Source organism: Streptomyces sp. NPDC001093 (assembly GCF_040298985.1).
Taxonomy (GTDB): Bacteria; Actinomycetota; Actinomycetes; order Streptomycetales; family Streptomycetaceae; genus Streptomyces.
The window spans coordinates 22,569-40,464 of the sequence record NZ_JBEPBF010000020.1 but is presented as its reverse complement, the minus strand read 5'-3'; the positions used below and the strand labels follow the sequence as shown (position 1 = coordinate 40,464).

19 protein-coding genes are annotated in these 17,896 nt (G+C 71.3%); 9 read left to right on the top strand and 10 right to left on the bottom strand.

Annotated features, from left to right (window positions below):
• Positions 1–137: 137 nt before the first annotated feature.
• The 5 genes from afsQ1 to ABT288_RS13005 all read left to right on the top strand — a co-directional run bounded on the left by afsQ1 (position 138) and on the right by ABT288_RS13005 (position 4,002).
• On the top strand, positions 138–815 hold the full coding sequence (gene afsQ1 / locus ABT288_RS13025; RefSeq protein ID WP_067041772.1) for a two-component system response regulator AfsQ1: 678 nt from the start codon (positions 138–140) through the stop codon (positions 813–815).
• Positions 812–2,416 (top strand): ATP-binding protein, encoded by a 1,605-nt coding sequence (locus ABT288_RS13020; protein ID WP_351606052.1) that lies wholly within the window; start codon positions 812–814, stop codon positions 2,414–2,416. The genes afsQ1 and ABT288_RS13020 overlap by 4 nt, the downstream gene beginning before the upstream one ends.
• A complete protein-coding gene (locus tag ABT288_RS13015) occupies positions 2,416–3,033 on the top strand; it encodes a hypothetical protein (RefSeq protein WP_351606049.1) in 618 nt (205 codons plus the stop codon). Before ABT288_RS13020 ends, ABT288_RS13015 begins: the two co-directional genes overlap by 1 nt.
• 115 nt (positions 3,034–3,148) lie before the next feature.
• The gene (locus tag ABT288_RS13010) at positions 3,149–3,712 is read left to right on the top strand and encodes a VanZ family protein (protein WP_351606046.1); all 564 of its coding nucleotides are present in this window, start codon (positions 3,149–3,151) and stop codon (positions 3,710–3,712) included.
• Between the two features lie 89 nt (positions 3,713–3,801).
• Positions 3,802–4,002, top strand: coding sequence for a PspC domain-containing protein (locus ABT288_RS13005; protein ID WP_351606043.1), 201 nt, complete (start codon positions 3,802–3,804; stop codon positions 4,000–4,002).
• Between the two features lie 98 nt (positions 4,003–4,100).
• Here ABT288_RS13005 and ABT288_RS13000 read toward each other — a convergent pair whose 3' ends face one another.
• Both ABT288_RS13000 and ABT288_RS12995 read right to left on the bottom strand, forming a co-directional pair.
• Positions 4,101–4,454 carry an ATP-binding protein gene (locus tag ABT288_RS13000; protein ID WP_351606040.1) on the bottom strand — a complete coding sequence of 118 codons (354 nt, stop codon included), beginning with the start codon at positions 4,452–4,454 and terminating at the stop codon, positions 4,101–4,103.
• A 147-nt stretch (positions 4,455–4,601) separates the two neighbouring features.
• Positions 4,602–5,765, bottom strand: a complete 1,164-nt coding sequence (locus ABT288_RS12995) for an adenosine deaminase (RefSeq protein WP_351606038.1) — start codon at positions 5,763–5,765, stop codon at positions 4,602–4,604.
• 134 nt (positions 5,766–5,899) lie between these two features.
• Here ABT288_RS12995 and ABT288_RS12990 point away from each other — a divergent pair, with 134 nt between their 5' ends.
• Positions 5,900–6,661 carry an alpha/beta hydrolase gene (locus ABT288_RS12990; RefSeq protein ID WP_351606036.1) on the top strand — a complete coding sequence of 254 codons (762 nt, stop codon included), beginning with the start codon at positions 5,900–5,902 and terminating at the stop codon, positions 6,659–6,661.
• Between the two features lie 3 nt (positions 6,662–6,664).
• Here the strand turns inward: ABT288_RS12990 and ABT288_RS12985 are convergent, their stop codons facing one another.
• Positions 6,665–7,624, bottom strand: a complete 960-nt coding sequence (locus ABT288_RS12985) for a LysR family transcriptional regulator (protein WP_351606033.1) — start codon at positions 7,622–7,624, stop codon at positions 6,665–6,667.
• A gap of 63 nt (positions 7,625–7,687) precedes the next feature.
• Between ABT288_RS12985 and ABT288_RS12980 the strand changes: the two genes are divergently transcribed.
• Positions 7,688–8,989 (top strand): MFS transporter, encoded by a 1,302-nt coding sequence (locus tag ABT288_RS12980; RefSeq protein WP_351606031.1) that lies wholly within the window; start codon positions 7,688–7,690, stop codon positions 8,987–8,989.
• A 121-nt stretch (positions 8,990–9,110) separates the two neighbouring features.
• Positions 9,111–10,124 (top strand): sigma-70 family RNA polymerase sigma factor, encoded by a 1,014-nt coding sequence (locus tag ABT288_RS12975; protein ID WP_351606028.1) that lies wholly within the window; start codon positions 9,111–9,113, stop codon positions 10,122–10,124.
• Here the strand turns inward: ABT288_RS12975 and ABT288_RS12970 are convergent.
• On the bottom strand, positions 10,008–10,394 hold the full coding sequence (locus ABT288_RS12970; RefSeq protein ID WP_351606025.1) for an STAS domain-containing protein: 387 nt from the start codon (positions 10,392–10,394) through the stop codon (positions 10,008–10,010). The two genes, ABT288_RS12975 and ABT288_RS12970, sit on opposite strands and share 117 nt — an antisense overlap.
• A 67-nt stretch (positions 10,395–10,461) precedes the next feature.
• Here ABT288_RS12970 and ABT288_RS12965 point away from each other — a divergent pair, with 67 nt between their 5' ends.
• Entirely contained in the window at positions 10,462–11,382 is a 921-nt protein-coding gene (locus ABT288_RS12965; protein ID WP_351606022.1) for an AEC family transporter, read from the top strand.
• 7 nt (positions 11,383–11,389) lie between these two features.
• Here the strand turns inward: ABT288_RS12965 and ABT288_RS12960 are convergent, their stop codons facing one another.
• The 6 genes from ABT288_RS12960 to ABT288_RS12935 all read right to left on the bottom strand — a co-directional run bounded on the left by ABT288_RS12960 (position 11,390) and on the right by ABT288_RS12935 (position 17,760).
• On the bottom strand, positions 11,390–11,974 hold the full coding sequence (locus tag ABT288_RS12960; RefSeq protein WP_351606019.1) for a Uma2 family endonuclease: 585 nt from the start codon (positions 11,972–11,974) through the stop codon (positions 11,390–11,392).
• Between the two features lie 95 nt (positions 11,975–12,069).
• A complete protein-coding gene (locus tag ABT288_RS12955; RefSeq protein WP_351606017.1) occupies positions 12,070–13,353 on the bottom strand; it encodes a thymidine phosphorylase in 1,284 nt (427 codons plus the stop codon).
• A 75-nt stretch (positions 13,354–13,428) separates the two neighbouring features.
• Entirely contained in the window at positions 13,429–13,827 is a 399-nt protein-coding gene (locus ABT288_RS12950; RefSeq protein ID WP_351606015.1) for a cytidine deaminase, read from the bottom strand.
• Entirely contained in the window at positions 13,824–15,110 is a 1,287-nt protein-coding gene (locus tag ABT288_RS12945) for an ABC transporter permease (protein WP_351606012.1), read from the bottom strand. The genes ABT288_RS12950 and ABT288_RS12945 overlap by 4 nt, the downstream gene beginning before the upstream one ends.
• Positions 15,110–16,237 (bottom strand): ABC transporter permease, encoded by a 1,128-nt coding sequence (locus ABT288_RS12940; RefSeq protein ID WP_351606009.1) that lies wholly within the window; start codon positions 16,235–16,237, stop codon positions 15,110–15,112. Before ABT288_RS12940 ends, ABT288_RS12945 begins: the two co-directional genes overlap by 1 nt.
• Positions 16,234–17,760 (bottom strand): ABC transporter ATP-binding protein, encoded by a 1,527-nt coding sequence (locus ABT288_RS12935; protein WP_351606209.1) that lies wholly within the window; start codon positions 17,758–17,760, stop codon positions 16,234–16,236. Before ABT288_RS12935 ends, ABT288_RS12940 begins: the two co-directional genes overlap by 4 nt.
• Positions 17,761–17,896: the final 136 nt, after the last annotated feature.

Below are 17,896 nucleotides of genomic sequence, written 5' to 3'. Positions count from 1 at the left end.
CGTGTCCGCCGACTGTCACAGACCTGTCACAGGGGTCCGGCCCGGCATCGTCACAGGAAGTGCACAGATGGTGGCGGTGGGGAAGGCCCGGTGTCGGCGGGTCGTACGACAGCCCGTCCATGGGCCAGAATGAGCCCGTGCCTTCCCTGTTGCTGATCGAGGACGACGACGCCATCCGCACGGCCCTGGAGCTCTCCCTGACGCGCCAGGGCCACCGGGTGGCGACCGCTGCCAGCGGTGAGGACGGTCTGAAGCTGCTGCGCGAGCAGCGGCCCGACCTGATCGTGCTGGACGTGATGCTGCCCGGCATCGACGGCTTCGAGGTGTGCCGTCGCATCCGGCGCACCGACCAGTTGCCGATCATCCTGCTGACCGCGCGCAGTGACGACATCGACGTGGTGGTCGGGCTGGAGTCCGGCGCCGACGACTATGTGGTCAAGCCGGTGCAGGGCCGGGTGCTGGACGCCCGGATCCGGGCGGTGCTGCGGCGCGGGGAGCGCGAGTCCAGCGACTCGGCGACGTTCGGCAACCTCGTCATCGACCGGTCGGCGATGACCGTGACGAAGAACGGCGAGGACCTGCAGCTGACCCCGACCGAGCTGAGGCTGCTGCTGGAGCTGAGTCGGCGGCCCGGTCAGGCCCTGTCCCGGCAGCAGCTGCTGCGGCTGGTGTGGGAGCACGACTATCTCGGTGACTCGCGGCTCGTGGACGCCTGTGTGCAGCGGCTGCGCGCCAAGGTCGAGGACGTGCCCTCGTCGCCGACCCTGATCCGTACCGTCCGTGGTGTCGGCTACCGCCTGGACACTCCTCAGTGACCGACGAGCAGGGGGGGCTGCGCGGCTGGGCCGCGGGGCGCACGGGAAATCTGTCGCGGCTCAGGTTCACCAGCCTCAGGCTGCGCCTGGTCGTCGTCTTCGCGCTGGTGGCTCTCACGGCCGCCGTCTCGGCGTCCGGCATCGCCTACTGGCTGAACCGGGAGGCGGTGCTCACCCGCGCCCAGGACGCGGTGCTGCGCGACTTCCGGCAGGAGATGCAGAACCGCGCGGGCACGCTGCCGGCACACCCCACACAGGACCAACTCCAGCGCGTGGCGGGCCAGATGGCGGCGAGCAGCCAGCACTTCAGCGTGCTGCTGGTCGCCCAGGACACCGGTGGCAAGACGGTGTACGGCAACTCGGGCGGCATCAACGGCTTCTCGCTGGAGGACGTGCCGAAACCGCTGCGCGCGGCCGTGGACAAGCGGCAGAAGGTGACCGACGCCAACAAGGAGCCGTACCACCTGTACTGGCAGCGGGTCGTGGACCACGGCACGCCGTACCTGGTGGCCGGTTCGCGCCTGATCGGCGGCGGGCCCACGGGCTACATGGCCAAGTCGCTGGAGCCGGAGGCGAAGGACCTCAACTCGCTGGCCTGGTCGCTCGGCATCGCCACCGGGCTCGCGCTGATCGGCGCCGCGCTGCTCGCCCAGGCCGCCGCCACGACCGTACTGAAACCGGTGCACCGGCTGGGGGTCGCCGCCCGGCGGCTCGGCGAGGGCAGGCTGGACACGCGGCTGCGGGTGTCGGGGACCGACGAACTCGCGGACCTCTCCCGGACGTTCAACAACGCCGCCGAGGCGCTGGAGAAGCGGGTCGCGGAGATGGCCGCGCGGGACGAGGCCTCGCGTCGCTTCGTCGCCGACATGAGCCACGAGCTGCGGACGCCGCTGACCGCCATCACCGCCGTGACGGAGGTGCTGGAAGAGGAGCTGGAGTCGGAGGCCGGCGGCATCGACCCGATGATCGAGCCCGCGGTCCGGCTGGTGGTCAGCGAGACCCGGCGGCTGAACGACCTGGTCGAGAACCTGATGGAGGTCACCCGCTTCGACGCGGGCACCGCCCGGCTGGTCCTGGACGACGTCGACCTCGCCGACCAGATCACCGCCTGCATCGACGCCCGGGCCTGGCTGGACGCGGTCGACCTGGACGCCGAGCGCGGCATCCACGCCCGCCTCGACCCGCGCCGGCTGGACGTCATCCTCGCCAACCTGATCGGCAACGCGCTCAAACACGGCGGGTCGCCGGTGCGGGTGTCGGTGCGCATCGACGGCGACGACCTGGTCATCGCGGTGCGTGACCACGGGCCGGGCATTCCCGAGGACGTGCTCCCGCACGTCTTCGACCGCTTCTTCAAGGCGAGCGCCTCCCGGCCGCGCTCCGAGGGCAGCGGGCTGGGCCTGTCCATCGCCATGGAGAACGCCCACATCCACGGCGGTGAGATCACCGCCGCCAACTCGCCCGAGGGCGGCGCGGTGTTCACACTGCGGCTGCCGCGGGACGCCTCCCGGCTGACGGAGGAGTCCGACGAGGGCGGGAAGACCGACGAGAACGCTTCCGGAAACTCCGGAAGCCCGGGAAGTTCAGGAAAGGAGGGGTGATGTCCGTACGACGCCTGACCGTGCGACGCCTGCTGGCGCTGCCCCTCCTCGGCCTGCTGGTCTCCGGCTGCGGTATCCGGGCCACCCAGGTGCCGACCGACTTCGGGGCGGCGCCGTCCAGGGTGCCGTGCTCGCTGGCCGGGCCGGACCGGGCCACGCAGTCCGCGCAGGGCGTGCCCGTGCAGGTCTTCCTGCTCTGCGGGGCGTCCCTGGTGACCGTCGACCGGACGGTCGGCGTTCCCGAGGGCACCCCGGACGCGCGACGCCGCGTGATCGTGGCCCAGCGGCTCCTGGACCAGCTCGCCGCGTCCCCGTCCGCCGCGGAGCGCTCCGCGGGCTATACGACGTACGTGCCGGGCGGCCTCACGGTGCGCGGGCCCGGCCACGGGGACCCCGAGGACGCGCTCCACCTGAGCACGCCGCCGTCCCGGCTCACCTCCTACGCCCTGGCGCAGCTGGTGTGCACCCTGTCCGACTCGGCGGCGACGGAGGGCGACGGCTCGGTCATCCTCGGCGGTCCGGACAACGGACCGCTGCGCCGCTACGCGTGCACCGCCGACGTCCGCGACCGCCCGGGCAGCGTCGAACCGCCGTCCAGCGAGGTCGCGGGGAAGTAGCCGCCCGAGGGTGCGCGGGGTCGTCCTCCCCGTGCGAAACCCCTTTCCGGAGCGCAGGGCAACCGGAAGGTTGCGGGGCGGAACCGATCGGGTGCGGCAGCGCGTCTTGGGGGACGTGCAGCGTCAAGGCTCCATCGGCGGCGACAGCGCCGCGATCCGTATCCGGGTGACGGGAGGTGTCCTCCTCGTCGCCCACCTGGCCCTCGTCGCCTGGCTGATGCTGCGACCCCTGGACGTCCCCTGGGTGTCACCCCCCAACCTGCACCCCCTCGCCGGCATCAGGGCCGACCTGGCCCTGGGCTGGCCGGAGGCCGCCAGACCCATCGGCGAGGGCCTGGCCCTGCTGGCCCCGCTGGGCGTGCTGCTGCCGATGGCGCACGGCAGGCTGACCGTCTCCCCGGTCTCCTCCCTGATCCGTACGGCCGCCGCCGGCGCCCTGGTCTCCGTCGGCATCGCCCTGCTGCAGACCGGCATCCCGGGCCGGGTCGTGGACATCGACTCGCTGCTGCTGAACACCGCCGGCGTCGCGCTGGCCCACCTGGTGGTCGTACCCGCGGGCCGCGCCCGGGTGCGGCGGTGGCAGCTGCAGGACCACACCGGGGCCGAGCCGGTCACCGTCCAGGAGGAGCTGTCTCAGGGGCGTACCCCGACGATTCCCAGGGTCGGGATAGCTCCATAGAGTGACGCTTCGTCCGCTTCGTGTCCGTATCGTCGAAGACAGCTGCTGGAAGACAGCCGACAGGAACCGACGACCACGGAGGAGCCGACATGACCACCCTTGCCCGCCCGACCCACGGCCGCATGATCGGCGGAGTGTGCGCGGCACTCGCCCGGCGCTTCGGCACCTCCGCGACGACGATGCGGGTGATCTTCCTGCTGTCCTGCCTGCTGCCCGGCCCCCAGTTCCTGCTCTACATAGCGCTGTGGATCCTGCTGCCGGCCGAGGACCGGACGAGTACCGCCTGGTGACCGCCGTCTGCCGCCCGGCGACCGGAGTGCGCAAAACGCCGACAGGGCGCCCCCGGACCTGACCGAGGCGCCCCGACGGCGTCGTACGGCGGCCGGCCTCAGCCGAGCGCGATGCCGTTCACCGGCAGGCCGTGCACGGGCGCGCCCTGCACGGGCAGCCCGCCGAGGCGGCTGTGGACCGGCCCGGTCGCCCCGCCCTGCAGCGCGTTCTCGACGGCCGGCTGCGCGGCGGCCATGCCGGCGCCGAGGGCGTCCTGCCCCCGGGAGAGGGCGTCGGTGGTGCCCGGCTGGGCGATGCCGGCGTCCCCGGCCGGCAGCGTCCTGGAGACGGTGTCCAGCGGCGGGGTCGCGTCCGGTACGGCCGGGGCCGCGTTGGCCGCGCCCGCACCGACGGCGGCGAAAGCGGCACCGAGGGCGGCGACGCCGAGAGTCCTGACGGCAGAGTGCTTCATGGTGAGTGCGTCCTTGAAATAGGGGACGGAGAACAAAAACGATGAACGGTCCTCGACCGTAAACACGCCCGATCACCCGCCGCAAACACCGAAATGCGGACGGCTTGTGAACCGTCTTTCACAACCCGTCCCCCCGCCGAACCGCCGCTATCCCGCCGAACCGGCAGAACCGCTGGTGGAGGCCGTCTGTCGGAACAGCCATTCGGATTTCAGCTCGGCATATCCGGGCTTGACGACGTCATTGATCATAGCGAGCCGTTCATCGAAAGGAATGAACGCCGATTTCATGGCATTGACCGAGAACCACTGCAGGTCGTCCAGCGTGTAACCGAACACCTCGACGAGATGCTCGAATTCCTGACTCATACTCGTGTGCGACATCAGCCGGTTGTCGGTGTTCACGGTGGCCCGGAAGTGCAGCCGGCGCAGCAGCCCGATCGGGTGCTCGGCGTAGGAGGGCGCGGCCCCGGTCTGCAGGTTGGAGCTGGGGCACAGCTCCAACGGGATCCGCTTGTCGCGGACGTACGAGGCCAGCCGGCCGAGCGTGACGGAGCCGTCCTCGTGGACCTCGATGTCGTCGATGATCCGCACGCCGTGCCCGAGCCGGTCGGCGCCGCACCACTGCAGCGCCTGCCAGATGGACGGCAGCCCGAAGGCCTCGCCGGCATGGATGGTGAAGTGGTTGTTCTCGCGCTTGAGGTACTCGAAGGCGTCCAGGTGCCGGGTGGGCGGGTAGCCGGCCTCCGCGCCCGCGATGTCGAAGCCGACGACCCCGGAGTCCCGGTAGCGGTTGGCGAGTTCGGCGATCTCCAGGGAGCGGGCGGCATGCCGCATGGCGGTCAGCAGGGCGCCGACCCGGATGCGGCGGCCGTTCTCCCGGGCGAGCCGCTCGCCCTGCCGGAACCCCTCGTTGACGGCCTCGACGACCTCTTCGAGGGTGAGCCCCATGTCGAGGTGCTGTTCGGGGGCGTAGCGCACCTCGGCGTAGACGACGCCGTCCTCCGCCAGGTCCTCGGCGCACTCGCGGGCGACCCGGACGAGTGCGTCCCGCGTCTGCATCACGCCGACGGTGTGCCGGAAGGTCTCCAGATACCGTTCCAGCGAGCCGGAGTCGGCGGCCTCGCGGAACCAGATGCCCAGCTTGTCCGGATCGGTCTCGGGGAGCTCCGTATAGCCGCTCGCATGGGCGAGTTCGACGACGGTTCCGGGGCGGAGACCGCCGTCGAGATGATCGTGCAGCAGAACCTTGGGTGCCCGGCGGATCTGGTCCGGCGTCGGAACGGCCCCACTTGGTGCAGTCTGGCTCGTCATTTCCGCACTGTAACGCCTACGCGCGTAGAGATCCCGGCGAACGCGACAGTTCCGCGGCGGCGGTTTTCCGCCGATACCCAACGGTGACCGCCCATACGGGTTTCGTCCACCGCCCCTTCTGACACTGTTCTGTCATGGGACAGCAAGCGACACCGGTCCGAACGGCCGGGCTGGGAAAGGCGGTCGGCCCGGTGCCGACGGCGGTGAGCGGAGCGGTGCTGCTGCTCCCCGGCGGGGAGGAGGCCTCCACCCGCAGGCCGTCCCCCGTGCGGGCGACGATCGCGCTGCGCTCGCTGGGCCGGCGGTTCGCTCGCGCGGGGCGGGAGGAGGGCTTGGCTGTCCATACCGTCCAGTACCGCTGCCGGGGCTGGAACGGGAGCGAGGCGCATCTGGCCGTGGACGCCGAGTGGGCCGCCGACGAGGTCGTACGCCGGTACGGGGACGTTCCCGTGTGCCTGGTCGGGGTGGACATGGGGGGACGGGCGGCGCTGCGGGCGGGCGGACACGAGGCCGTCAACTCCGTTGTCGCTCTTGCGCCCTGGCTGCCGGAGGACGACGTCGCCGCGCCCGTCGAGCCGGTGAAGCAGCTCGTGGGACGGCGGGTGCTGATCGTGCACGGCACGAACGACGAGCGGACCGACCCGGAGCTGTCGTTCCGGTTCGCGGCGCGGGCGAAGAAGGTCAACCGGGAGGTGTGCCGGTTCGAAGTGCACTCCGACGGGCACGGGTTGCACGGCCACCGGGAGGAGGTCGCCTCCCTGGCCGTCGACTTCATGATGGGGGCGTTGTTCGGACACTCCGTGTCCCGCCCTGTCGAGGACGCGCTTGCCGCGCCGCCGCCGATCGGGCTTCGGATGCCGTTGGCGGTGGGGTTCGGTAAGTCGTTGAAGCGGTAGGGCTCAGGGAAGCAGGCTGCCCCTTCTCGAGAGCAGGAACCTCTTGAAGGCGGCCACCGGAGGTGTGTCCGGGCGGTCCGCCAGCCACGCCACGCCGATCTCCCGTACCGCTCTCGGGGCCGTGACCGACAGTTCCACGACCCCGGGCCTGGGGACTGTGGGCGGGGGCAGAAGGGCGACGCCCAGGCCCGCCGCCACCAGGCCCCGCAGGGTCTCCGCCTCCTCGCCCTCGAAGGCGACCCTCGGGCGGAAGCCGGCCTCGCGGCACAGGGCGTCGAAGATGCGGCGCAGGCCGTAGCCGGCCTCCAGGGTGACCCAGGATTCGTCGGCCGCCTCGGCGAGGCGGACGCGGCGGCGGGTGGCCAGGCGGTGGTCGGCGGGGACGACCAGGCGGAGTTTCTGCTCGTCCAGGCGGCGGGCGACCAGGTCCGGGGCGTCGGGGACGGGTGAGGTGAGGCAGAGGTCCAGTTCGCCGGCGCGCAGGCCCTCCAGCATGGCCTCGCCGTAGTTCTGCACCAGGCTGAAGCGCACGCGCGGGTGGTCCTCGCGGAAGGCGTGCAGGAGGCCCGGGACGGTCTCGGCGCCCATGGTGTGCAGGAAGCCGAAGGCGACCTTGCCGGTGGCCGGGTCGGCGTCGGCGCGTACCTCCTCCGCGGCCCGCTCGATCTCGGCGAGGGCGCGTTCGACGGAGGTGAGGAAGGTGCGCCCGGCGGGGGTCAGGGAGACCGTGCGGCCGTGCCGGGCGAACAGGTCGACGCCCAGGTCCTGCTCCAGGCGGGCCATCGCGCGGGAGAGGGTGGACTGGGGGACGTTCATCTCGTGGGCGGCGCGGGTGACGTGCTCGGTACGGGCCACACCGGCGAAGTACGCGAGGCGGGGAGCCAGTACCCGCGACATCGCGGACATGTCTTCTGTGTCACTGTTCGGTGACAGGCGAGGCTGTGAGCTCTGCTGATGCGGCATGGGAACGATTATGGCGATTCCATGCATTGGACGGATGAGACGGGCCGTACCTACGGTCGTGGCATGTCTCCCGCCAGTACCGGGGCGTCCACCACCGTGGGCGCCGCACCGACCGTCCCCGTCTCCGACACCTCCGCCTCCGACTCCGACTCCCGTATGACTCCGGGCGGCCCCGGCTACCGCCGGATGAGCCTCGCCCTCTTCCTCGCCGGAGTCGCGACCTTCGCTCTTCTGTACTCCACGCAGGCCCTGCTGCCGCTGATCTCCGGCGAGTTCGGGGTCGCGGCGAGCGAGGCGAGCTGGACCGTGGCGGCCGCGACCGGCGGACTGGCCCTGTTCGTCCTGCCGATGAGCGCCCTGTCCGAGCGCTTCGGCCGCCGTACGGTGATGACGGCCTCGCTGGCCGTCGCGGTGGCGGTGGGACTGCTGGTGCCGTTCGCGCCGTCGCTCGGCGTGCTGGTGGTGCTGCGGGCGGTGCAGGGCGCGGCGCTGGCCGGTCTGCCGGCCTCGGCGCAGGCCTATCTGGCCGAGGAGGTCCGGCCGAAGGCGCTGGTCACGGCGATCGGCCTGTTCGTCGCGGGCAACAGCGTGGGCGGCATGAGCGGCCGGGTGATCACCGGCTGGGTGGCCCAGGAGTGGGGCTGGCGGGTCGCCGTGGGCGTGATCGGCGTGATCGCGGTGGGCTGCGCGATCGCCTTCCGGCTGCTGCTGCCGGCGCCGAGGCACTTCACGGCGGGCTCGCTGCGGCCCCGCGTCCTGCTCGGCACGGTCCGCGACCACCTCGCGAACCCGCTGCTGCGGCGGCTGTACGCGATCGGCGCGCTGTTCATGACGGTGTTCGGCGGCGTGTACACGGTGATCGGCTACCGGCTCACGGGCGCGCCGTTCGGGCTGCCGCAGGGCATCATCGGCTCGATCTTCCTGGTCTACCTGGTGGGTACGGTGTCGGCGTCCACGGCGGGCCGGCTGGTGGGCCGGCTCGGCCGCCGGGGCGCGCTGTACCTGGCGGGCGGTACGACGGCGGCGGGCCTGCTGCTGTCGCTGGTCCCCTCGCTGCCGCTGGTCCTGCTGGGTCTGGTGCTGATCACGGCGGGCTTCTTCGCGGGCCACGCGGTCGCCTCCTCGGCGGTCAGCAAGACGGCCACGCGGGGTCGCGCCCAGGCCTCGGCCCTGTACCAGTCCACGTACTACATCGGCTCCAGCGTCGGCAGCACGGTCGGCGCGACGGCGTTCCACGCGGCGGGGTGGAGCGGCACGGTGCAGGTCGGCCTGCTCGCGGTCGTCGGGGTCGTCACCATCACGGTGCTCGGCACGCGGGCGGCCCGGGTGGCGGCGCGGCGCGCAGTCGTGGCCAACGCGCACTGAAGCGCCCCGTCCGACCTGCGCTTTTCCCACTCTGGGCGCCATTGTCAGTGCCCTGCGGTAGCTTCCAAGGTGCTGGGGCGCGAAGGCGCGCCACAGGAACGGCCACAGGGGTGGGTGGACGATGGGCGACAGCACGGCGACGGCGGACCTCGACGTCGCACTGGAGAAGCACCGGACCGAGCTGACCGGGTACTGCTACCGCATGCTCGGCTCCTCCTTCGAGGCGGAGGACGCGGTGCAGGACACCCTGGTGCGGGCCTGGCGGAGCTACGACAAGTTCGAGGGCCGCTCGAGCCTGCGCTCGTGGCTGTACCGGATCGCGACGAACGTGTGCCTGGACATGCTGACGGCGGGCAACAAGCGGGCGAGACCGATGGACCTGACGGAATCGACCCCGCTCGCGCAGGCCGCGCTCTCCCCTCGCCCGGACCACACCTGGCTGGAGCCGATGCCGGACGCGCGGGTGCTGCCCACGGTCGACGATCCGGCGGAGGCCGCCGTCGCGAAGGAGTCGATCCGGCTGGCCTTCATGGCGGCCCTCCAGCAGCTGCCGCCCAAGCAGCGGGCGGTGCTGATCCTGCGCGAGGTGCTGGCCTGGAAGGCGAGCGAGGTCGCCGAGCTGCTGGACACCTCGGTGGCCTCGGTCAACAGCGCGCTGCAGCGTGCGCGGGCCACGCTCGCGGAGCGCGCGGAAGCGGGCCCCGAGGGCGCGGTGTCCGATCCTCTGGACGAGGAGCAGCAGAAACTCCTGGAGCGCTATGTCAAAGCCTTCGAGGGCTACGACATGACGGCGCTGACGGCGTTGCTGCACGAGGACGCCGTCATGACGATGCCGCCGTTCGACCTGTGGCTGCGCGGCCCCGCCGACATCACCGGTTTCATGTCGACGCTCGGCGCCTCCTGCGCCGGGTCGCGTCTGCTGCCGGTGCGGGTCAACGGGCTGCCGGGGTTCGCGCACTACAAGCCGGACGAGGAGAAGGGCGGTTTCGGTCCCTGGGCCGTGCAGGTGCTGGAGCTGTCAGGGGGCCGGATCACCGGTTTCCACTGCTTCCTCGACACCAGGCGCTGGTTCCCGCTGTTCGGCCTCCCCCTCCATCTGGAAGCGGAGCCCGACGAGGTCGAGCAGGGCGGGTAGCGCGGGGTCGGGGTCCCGCAGCCGGATCCGCCCGCCGGCCCGGCGGGCGGCCAGCTCCAGCCGCGCCAGCAGGTCCACGGCGGCCAGGCCCGGGGGCCCGAGTGCGCCCACGTCGCACACGACGACGCGGGCGCCGCCGCCCGCCAGCAGCATCCGCACCTGGGCACACAGCGACGCCAGCTCGTCCCCGCTGACGGGGCCGGGCAACACGAGCACGGCGGGTTCCTCGGCCTTCACGTGCGGTAGACCGGCGGGCCGGGCGTAACTCATCGCCACGGATCACCGTCGGCACAGATCACATTGACCAGTTCCCTCTTCTCCTCGGAGGGTTGGCCGTGTGACGGGGGTGCTGAGCGGGTTCGCGGTGATCGCGGTCGTCATCGGGGTGGGCTATGTGCTCGGGCGGCGCGGGACGCTCGGGGCGCAGGGCGGCGAGGTGCTGACCCGGCTGGCCTTCACGGTGGCGGGCCCCGCGCTTCTCTTCACGACCCTCGCGCGCGCGGACCTGTCGGTGCTCTTCTCGGCACGGCTGCTGGTGACGGCGCTGAGCACGGCCGCGGTCGCGGGGGTGTTCGCCGCGGTGGGTGCGGTGCGCCGCTGGGGTGTGGGCCGTACGACCATCGGCGCCCTGTGCTCCGGTTATGTGAACTCGGGCAACCTGGGTATTCCGATCGCGGCGTACGTTCTGGGCGACGCGTCCCTGGTGGCACCGGTGCTGCTCTTCCAGGTGGTCCTGGTGACGCCGGTCGCGCTGACGATCCTGGATCTGTCGGGCATGGGCGAGAAGGGAACGCTGTGGCGGCGCCTGGGGACACCGCTGCGGAATCCGATAGCGGTGGGCTCGCTGTCGGGGGTCGCCGTGTCGGCGGCGGGCTGGACGATCCCGGGCCCCCTGATGAACCCCCTCACCCTGATCGGCAACATGTCCGTCCCCGCGGCGCTGCTGGTCTTCGGCATGTCGCTGCACGGCAGTTCGGCCCCCGGCCGGGGCCGCGACCGCCAACTCGTCCTGCTGTCCGTCGTGTTGAAGTCCCTGGCCCAGCCCCTGGCGGCGTGGGCACTGGCGACGGCGGTCTTCGACCTCCACGGCGCCCCGCTGCTGGACGTGGTGGTGACCTCGGCCCTCCCCGCCGCACAGAACCTCTTCACCTACGCCAGCCGCTACCGCGTGGCCGAGGGCCTGGCCCGCGAGTCGATCCTGCTGTCGACCGTGGTGTCGGTGCCGGTGCTGGTGGGGGTGGCGGCGGTGTTGGGGTGACGCCGGGTCAGTCGACTGGGAACTCGCTGGTGTCGATCGTGATGTCGAACGGTGCCGGGAGCTTGATGGGGTCGCCGAACTTCACGGCGCTGAGGACCCGGTAGACATCGCCCTTCGGCTCCCCGTAGAGGGTGGCGGTGGGGCCTCCGGGGGCCCAGCGGTCGATGAGGAGGTAGAGCGGGATCCCGGCGGTGGCGTACGCGGCAGCCTTGCTGACGCGGTCGTGGCGCGCGTTGGACTTGGAGGTCACTTCGACGACGAGTTCGGCGAGGGCAGCGGGAATGTAGGAGTCCGTCTCCGGGGGCTCCTGCACCAGCGTCACCAGCAGGTCCGGGATGAACATGCCCAGCCGTGAAGGTACGGCGATCGACAGTGTCTGGAAGATGCCCCAGTCGTCAGGGATTACGGAGTAGAGGCGACGCTGGATGCGTTCCGCGATCACGTTGTGGCGGAACGCGGGAGTGGGTGACACGGTGATGATCCCCTCGATGATCTCCACCTTGCTGCCCTCGGGCCATTCCATCTCCTCCCAGTACCGGACGAGGTCGTCCCAGTTCTGGTCGGGGTCCTGGCTCACGGTGAGTGCGCTCACGGCGGTCTCCTATCGGTGCGTCACCGATCCCAGCATGCCGAACGGGACCGGCGGCGGTCCACCGATCCCGTTCACTCGAAGGAGAAATCCCCTGGTCAGGCGATACGTTCCAGCACCACCGGCGATGCCGTGAAGTCGGTGCCCGGTGCCGCGATGTCGTAGGAGCCCTCCACCGCCTGCAGCGCGTACGCGAAGCGCTCGGGGGTGTCCGTGTGCAGGGTCAGCACGGGCTGGCCCTCCGTCACCGTGTCGCCCGGCTTGGCGTGCATCTCGACGCCCGCCGCCGCCTGCACCGGGTCCTCCTTGCGGGCGCGGCCGGCGCCCAGACGCCAGGCCGCGATGCCGATGCCGTAGGCGTCCAGGCGGGTCAGGACGCCGGAGGACGGCGCCTTGATCACGTGCTGTTCCTTCGACGTGGGCAGCACGGCGTCCGGGTCGCCGCCCTGGGCCGCGATCATGCGGCGCCAGACGTCCATCGCCGAGCCGTCGGCCAGGGCCTTCGCCGGGTCGGCGTCCTTGACCCCGGCCGCCTCCAGCATCTCGCGCGCCAGGGCCAGCGTCAGTTCCACCACGTCCGCCGGGCCGCCGCCCGCCAGGACCTCCACCGACTCGCGGACCTCGAGCGCGTTGCCGGCCGTCAGGCCCAGCGGGGTCGACATGTCGGTCAGCAGGGCCACCGTCTTCACGCCGTGGTCGGTGCCCAGGCCCACCATCGTGGTCGCCAGTTCGCGGGCGTCGTCCAGCGTCTTCATGAAGGCGCCGCTGCCGACCTTCACGTCCAGGACCAGGGAGCCCGTGCCCTCGGCGATCTTCTTCGACATGATCGAGGAGGCGATGAGCGGGATCGCCTCCACCGTGCCCGTCACGTCCCGCAGCGCGTACAGCTTCTTGTCCGCCGGGGCCAGGCCGTCGCCCGCCGCGCAGATCACCGCGCCGGTCCCCTCCAGCACGGACAGCATCTCCTCGTTCGAGAGCAGCGCGCGCCAGCCCGGGATCGACTCCAGCTTGTCCAGGGTGCCGCCGGTGTGGCCCAGGCCCCGGCCCGAGAGCTGCGGGACCGCGGCACCGCAGGCGGCGACGAGGGGGGCCAGCGGGAGCGTGATCTTGTCGCCGACGCCGCCCGTCGAGTGCTTGTCGGCCGTCGGGCGGGACAGGGCGGAGAAGTCCATGCGCTCGCCGGAGGCGATCATCGCGGCCGTCCAGCGGGCGATCTCGCGGCGGTTCATGCCGTTGAGCAGGATCGCCATGGCGAGCGAGGACATCTGCTCGTCGGCGACCTCGCCGCGGGTGTACGCGTCGATGACCCAGTCGATCTGCTCGTCGGTCAGCTCGCCGCGGTCCCGCTTGGTGCGGATCACGGAGATGGCGTCCATGGCCATGGCGGGTGTGGTTCCTTCCGGGAGGTGCGAAGTGTGCGGCCCCCCTGCGAGCGGGGCAGGGGGGCCGTACGGGACTTACGAGGAGAGGTGCCCGGGCCCGAAGGCCTGGGGCAGCATCTCGGAGAGGGGGAGGACGCCCTCGGGGGTGTCCAGGAGGAGGTCCGGGCCGCCGAACTCGTACAGCAGCTGACGGCAGCGGCCGCAGGGGACCAGCAGGCCGCCGGTGCCGTCGACGCAGGTGAAGTGCGTCAGCCGGCCGCCGCCCGTGCGCTGCAGGTCCGAGACCAGGCCGCACTCGGCGCACAGGCCGATGCCGTAGGAGGCGTTCTCCACGTTGCAGCCGGTGACCGTGCGGCCGTCGTCGACCCGGGCCGCCACACCGACCGGGAAGCCGGAGTAGGGGGCGTACGCGTGGGACATCGCCTCGCGCGCCACCTCCCGCAGCGCCTCCCAGTCGAAGTCGGCGGCCGTCACTTGCCCTGGCCCTTCCGGTAGCGCATGCCGTCCGCCTTGGGCATCCGCAGACGCTGCGCCGACAGCGACAGCACCAGCAGGGTGACGACGTACGGCGTGGCGCCCACGAAGTCGCTCGGGACCTCGTCGGTGACCAAATACCAGAGCAGGACCAGCGCGGCCACGATGAGGCTGACCGCGCCCTGCCACAGCGACGTGCGGTACAGCTTCCAGCCTGCCAGGACGACGAGCAGGATGACCAGCAGGAGCAGCAGCGCGTGGACGGTCGGACCGCCGTTGCGCAGCTGGAGCGCGTCGGAGTAGCCGAACAGGCCCGCGCCCATCGCGAGGCCGCCCGGACGCCAGTTGCCGAAGATCATCGCCGCGAGGCCGATGTAGCCGCGGCCGCCGGTCTGGCCCTCGAGGTAGGTGTGCGAGGTGACCAGCGCGAGGAAGGCGCCGCCGAGGCCGGCGAGGCCGCCGGAGACGGCGACGGCCGCGTACTTGTACTTGTAGACGTTGACGCCGAGGGACTCGGCGGCCGTCGGGTTCTCGCCGCAGGAGCGCAGCCGCAGACCGAACGGCGTGCGCCACAGCAGCCACCAGCTGCCGACGAACAGCACCGCGGCCAGGATCGTGATCACGGACAGGTTGGTGATCAGACCGCCGAGGATGCCGGCGAGGTCGGAGATCAGGAACCAGTGGTGGTTCTCCAGCGACTGCAGACCGTCGGAGAGGCCGGGCACGGTGACCTGCGGCAGCGAGTCCACCGGCGGGGACTGCTTGGGGTTGCCGCCCGCGTTGGCCGCGCTGCCGCCCGCGAAGAACAGCTTGGCGAGGTACTGGGTGGCACCGAGCGCGAGCAGGTTGATCGCGACACCGGAGACGATGTGGTCGACGCCGAAGGTGACGGTGGCGACGGCGTGCAGCAGGCCGCCGAGGACGCCGAAGCCGATGCCGCACAGCAGGCCGAGCCAGGGGTTGGACTGCCAGCCGACCCAGCCGGCGCCGAAGGTGCCGAGGATCATCATGCCCTCGAGGCCGATGTTGACCACACCGGACCGCTCGGACCACAGACCCGCGAGGCCGGCGAGGCCGATCGGCACGGCGAGGCCGAGCGCGGCGCTGACCTGCCCGGCGGAGTCGAGCTGGTTGGAGCCGGTGATCACGCGGACCGCGGCCAGGAGCAGCAGCGCGCCCGCGACGAGCAGGAGGATCTGGCCGAAGGAGCGGCCGGAGCGCTGCGGCGCGCCCGCCGCCTTGGGCGCCGCGGGCGGCGGCGTGTCGGTCATCGTGGCAGTCATCACGCCACCTCCTGCTTCTTCGTCGGGGCGGCGGCCTGCGCGGCGAGTTCGGCGCCGACCTTCTGCTGCTGGCGCTTGAGGCCGTAGCGGCGGACGACCTCGTAGGCGATCACGACGCACAGGACGATGACGCCCTGGATGACGCCGAGGATCTCCTTGTCGTAGCCCTGGAACTCCAGGTGGTTGGTGGTGCGCTCCAGGAAGCCCCAGAGCAGGGCGCCGAGCGCGATGCCGACCGGGTGGTTGCGGCCGAGCAGCGCGATGGCGATGCCGGTGAAGCCGACGCCGACCGGGAAGTCGTTGCTGAACGCGTAGGAGTCGTTGAGCAGGGTCGGCATGCCGATCAGACCGGCCACCGCACCCGAGATGATCATGCTGGTGGCGATCATCTTCTTCACCGACACGCCGCTCGCGGAGGCCGCGCTCTCGGACTGGCCGACGGTGCGCAGGTCGAAGCCGAAGCGGGTGCGGCCGAGCACGAACCAGTACGCGACGCCGACGGCCGCGGCGATGAAGATGAAGCCCCACAGCTGCCCGGCCGGGCCGGTGTTGATGCTGAAGAAGTACGAGGACGACGGCAGCGGCTTGGTGGAGACGACGGTGCCGCCCTGTTCCAGCTGGGCCAGCTTCCCCGGCTGCAGCAGGTAGGCGATGATCGCGGTGGCGATCGAGTTCAGCATGATGGTCGAGATGACCTCGCTGACGCCCCGGGTCACCTTGAGGATGCCCGCGATGGCGGCCCACAGGGCGCCGGTCGCCATGGCGCAGATCAGGATCAGCGGGATGGCGATCCAGCCGGGCACGGTCAGCGCGCCGCCGAGGACGGCGGCGAAGAACGCGGCGAGCCGGTACTGGCCGTCGACACCGATGTTGAACAGGTTCATCCGGAAGCCGATGGCGACGGAGACACCCGCGAGGTAGTACGTCGTCGCCTTGTTCAGGATGTAGACCTGGCTGTCGCTGGCGAGGCCGTAGGTCACCATGTCGCTGAACGCGTTGCCGGGGTTCTTGCCGGTCGCGAGGATCACCAGGGTGGTGACGACGAGCGCGGCGACGACCGCCAGCACCGGCGCGGCGATGCCGAGGAGCAGCCGCTCCTTGTCGATCCGTGAGGTCAGCTTGTTCATCGCTCGTCGTCCTCTGTGTGCTCCAGGTGGCCGGTGGCCGCACCCGTCATGGCGGAGCCCAGCTCTTCGGGGGTGATGGTGGCAGGGTCGGCGTCGGCGACCAGGCGGCCGCGGTACATCACCCGCAGGGTGTCGGAGAGCCCGATCAGCTCGTCCAGGTCCGCGGAGATCAGCAGCACGGCCAGGCCCTCGCGGCGGGCCTCGCGGATGTAGTCCCAGATCGCGGCCTGCGCGCCGACGTCCACACCGCGGGTGGGGTGGGCGGCGATGAGCAGCTTGGGGTTGTGGCTCATCTCCCGGCCGACGATCAGCTTCTGCTGGTTGCCGCCGGACAGCGAGGCCGCGGTGACGTCGATACCGGGGGTGCGGACGTCGTACGCCTGCACGATCCGCTCGGTGTCGGTGCGGGCGGCCTTGATGTCGAGCAGCTGGCCGCGGGAGTTGGGCTTCTCGGTGACGTGGCCGAGGATGCGGTTCTCCCACAGCGGGGCTTCCAGCAGCAGGCCGTGGCGGTGGCGGTCCTCGGGGATGTAGCCGATGCCGGCCTCGCGGCGGTCGCGGGTGGGGGTGCGGGAGATGTCGGTGCCGTCGAGGGTGACGACACCGGCGTCCGGGTGGCGCATGCCCATGATCGCCTCGACCAGTTCGGACTGGCCGTTGCCCTCCACACCGGCGATGCCGAGGACCTCGCCCTTGTGGATGGTGAAAGAGATCTGGTCCAGGATGATCCGCTCGATGCCCTCGAGGTCGGTCTGCGCCAGGTGCAGCCCCTCCACCCTCAGCATCGGGACGTCCGTGACGGTGGACTCCGCGGTCTCGGGGGTGGGCAGCTCGGCGCCGACCATCAGCTCGGCGAGCTGCTTGGGAGTGGTCCCCTGCGGCGAGACCGTGCCGACGGTGGTGCCGCGCCGGATGACGGTGATCTCGTCGGCGACGGAGAGCACCTCGCCCAGCTTGTGGGAGATGAAGATGACGGTGAGGCCCTCGGACTTCAGCTCGCGCAGGTTGTCGAAGAGCGCTTCGACCTCCTGCGGCACGAGTACGGCCGTCGGCTCGTCCAGGATGAGGGTCTTGGCGCCGCGGTAGAGGACCTTGAGGATCTCCACGCGCTGGCGGTCGGCGACGCCCAGCTCCTCGACCAGCACGTCCGGGCGGACGTTCAGGCTGTAGGCGTCCGAGATCTCCTTGATCCTGGCCCGGGCCTTGCCGCCGATGCCGTACAGCTTCTCGGCGCCGAGGACGACGTTCTCCAGCACGGTGAGGTTGTCGGCGAGCATGAAGTGCTGGTGCACCATGCCGATGCCGCGGGCGATGGCGTCGCCGGGGTTGTGGAAGGTGACCTGTTCGCCGCCCACCGTGATGGTGCCCTCGTCCGGCTGCTGCATGCCGTAGAGGATCTTCATCAGGGTGGACTTGCCGGCGCCGTTCTCACCGCACAGGGCGTGGACGGTGCCCGTGCGGACCGTGATGTCGATGTCGCGGTTGGCGACGACGCCGGGGAAACGCTTGGTGATGCCGCGCAGTTCGACGGCAGCGGGAGGGCTGGACGCGTTGATGGCGCACTCTCCTGTGGGAAAGGGGCTGCGTAGGGGAGGGCTGGGGCGTCGGCGACGCTAGCGCGGCAACTCCATGCTACACGCGTAGAGTTGACACATTGTT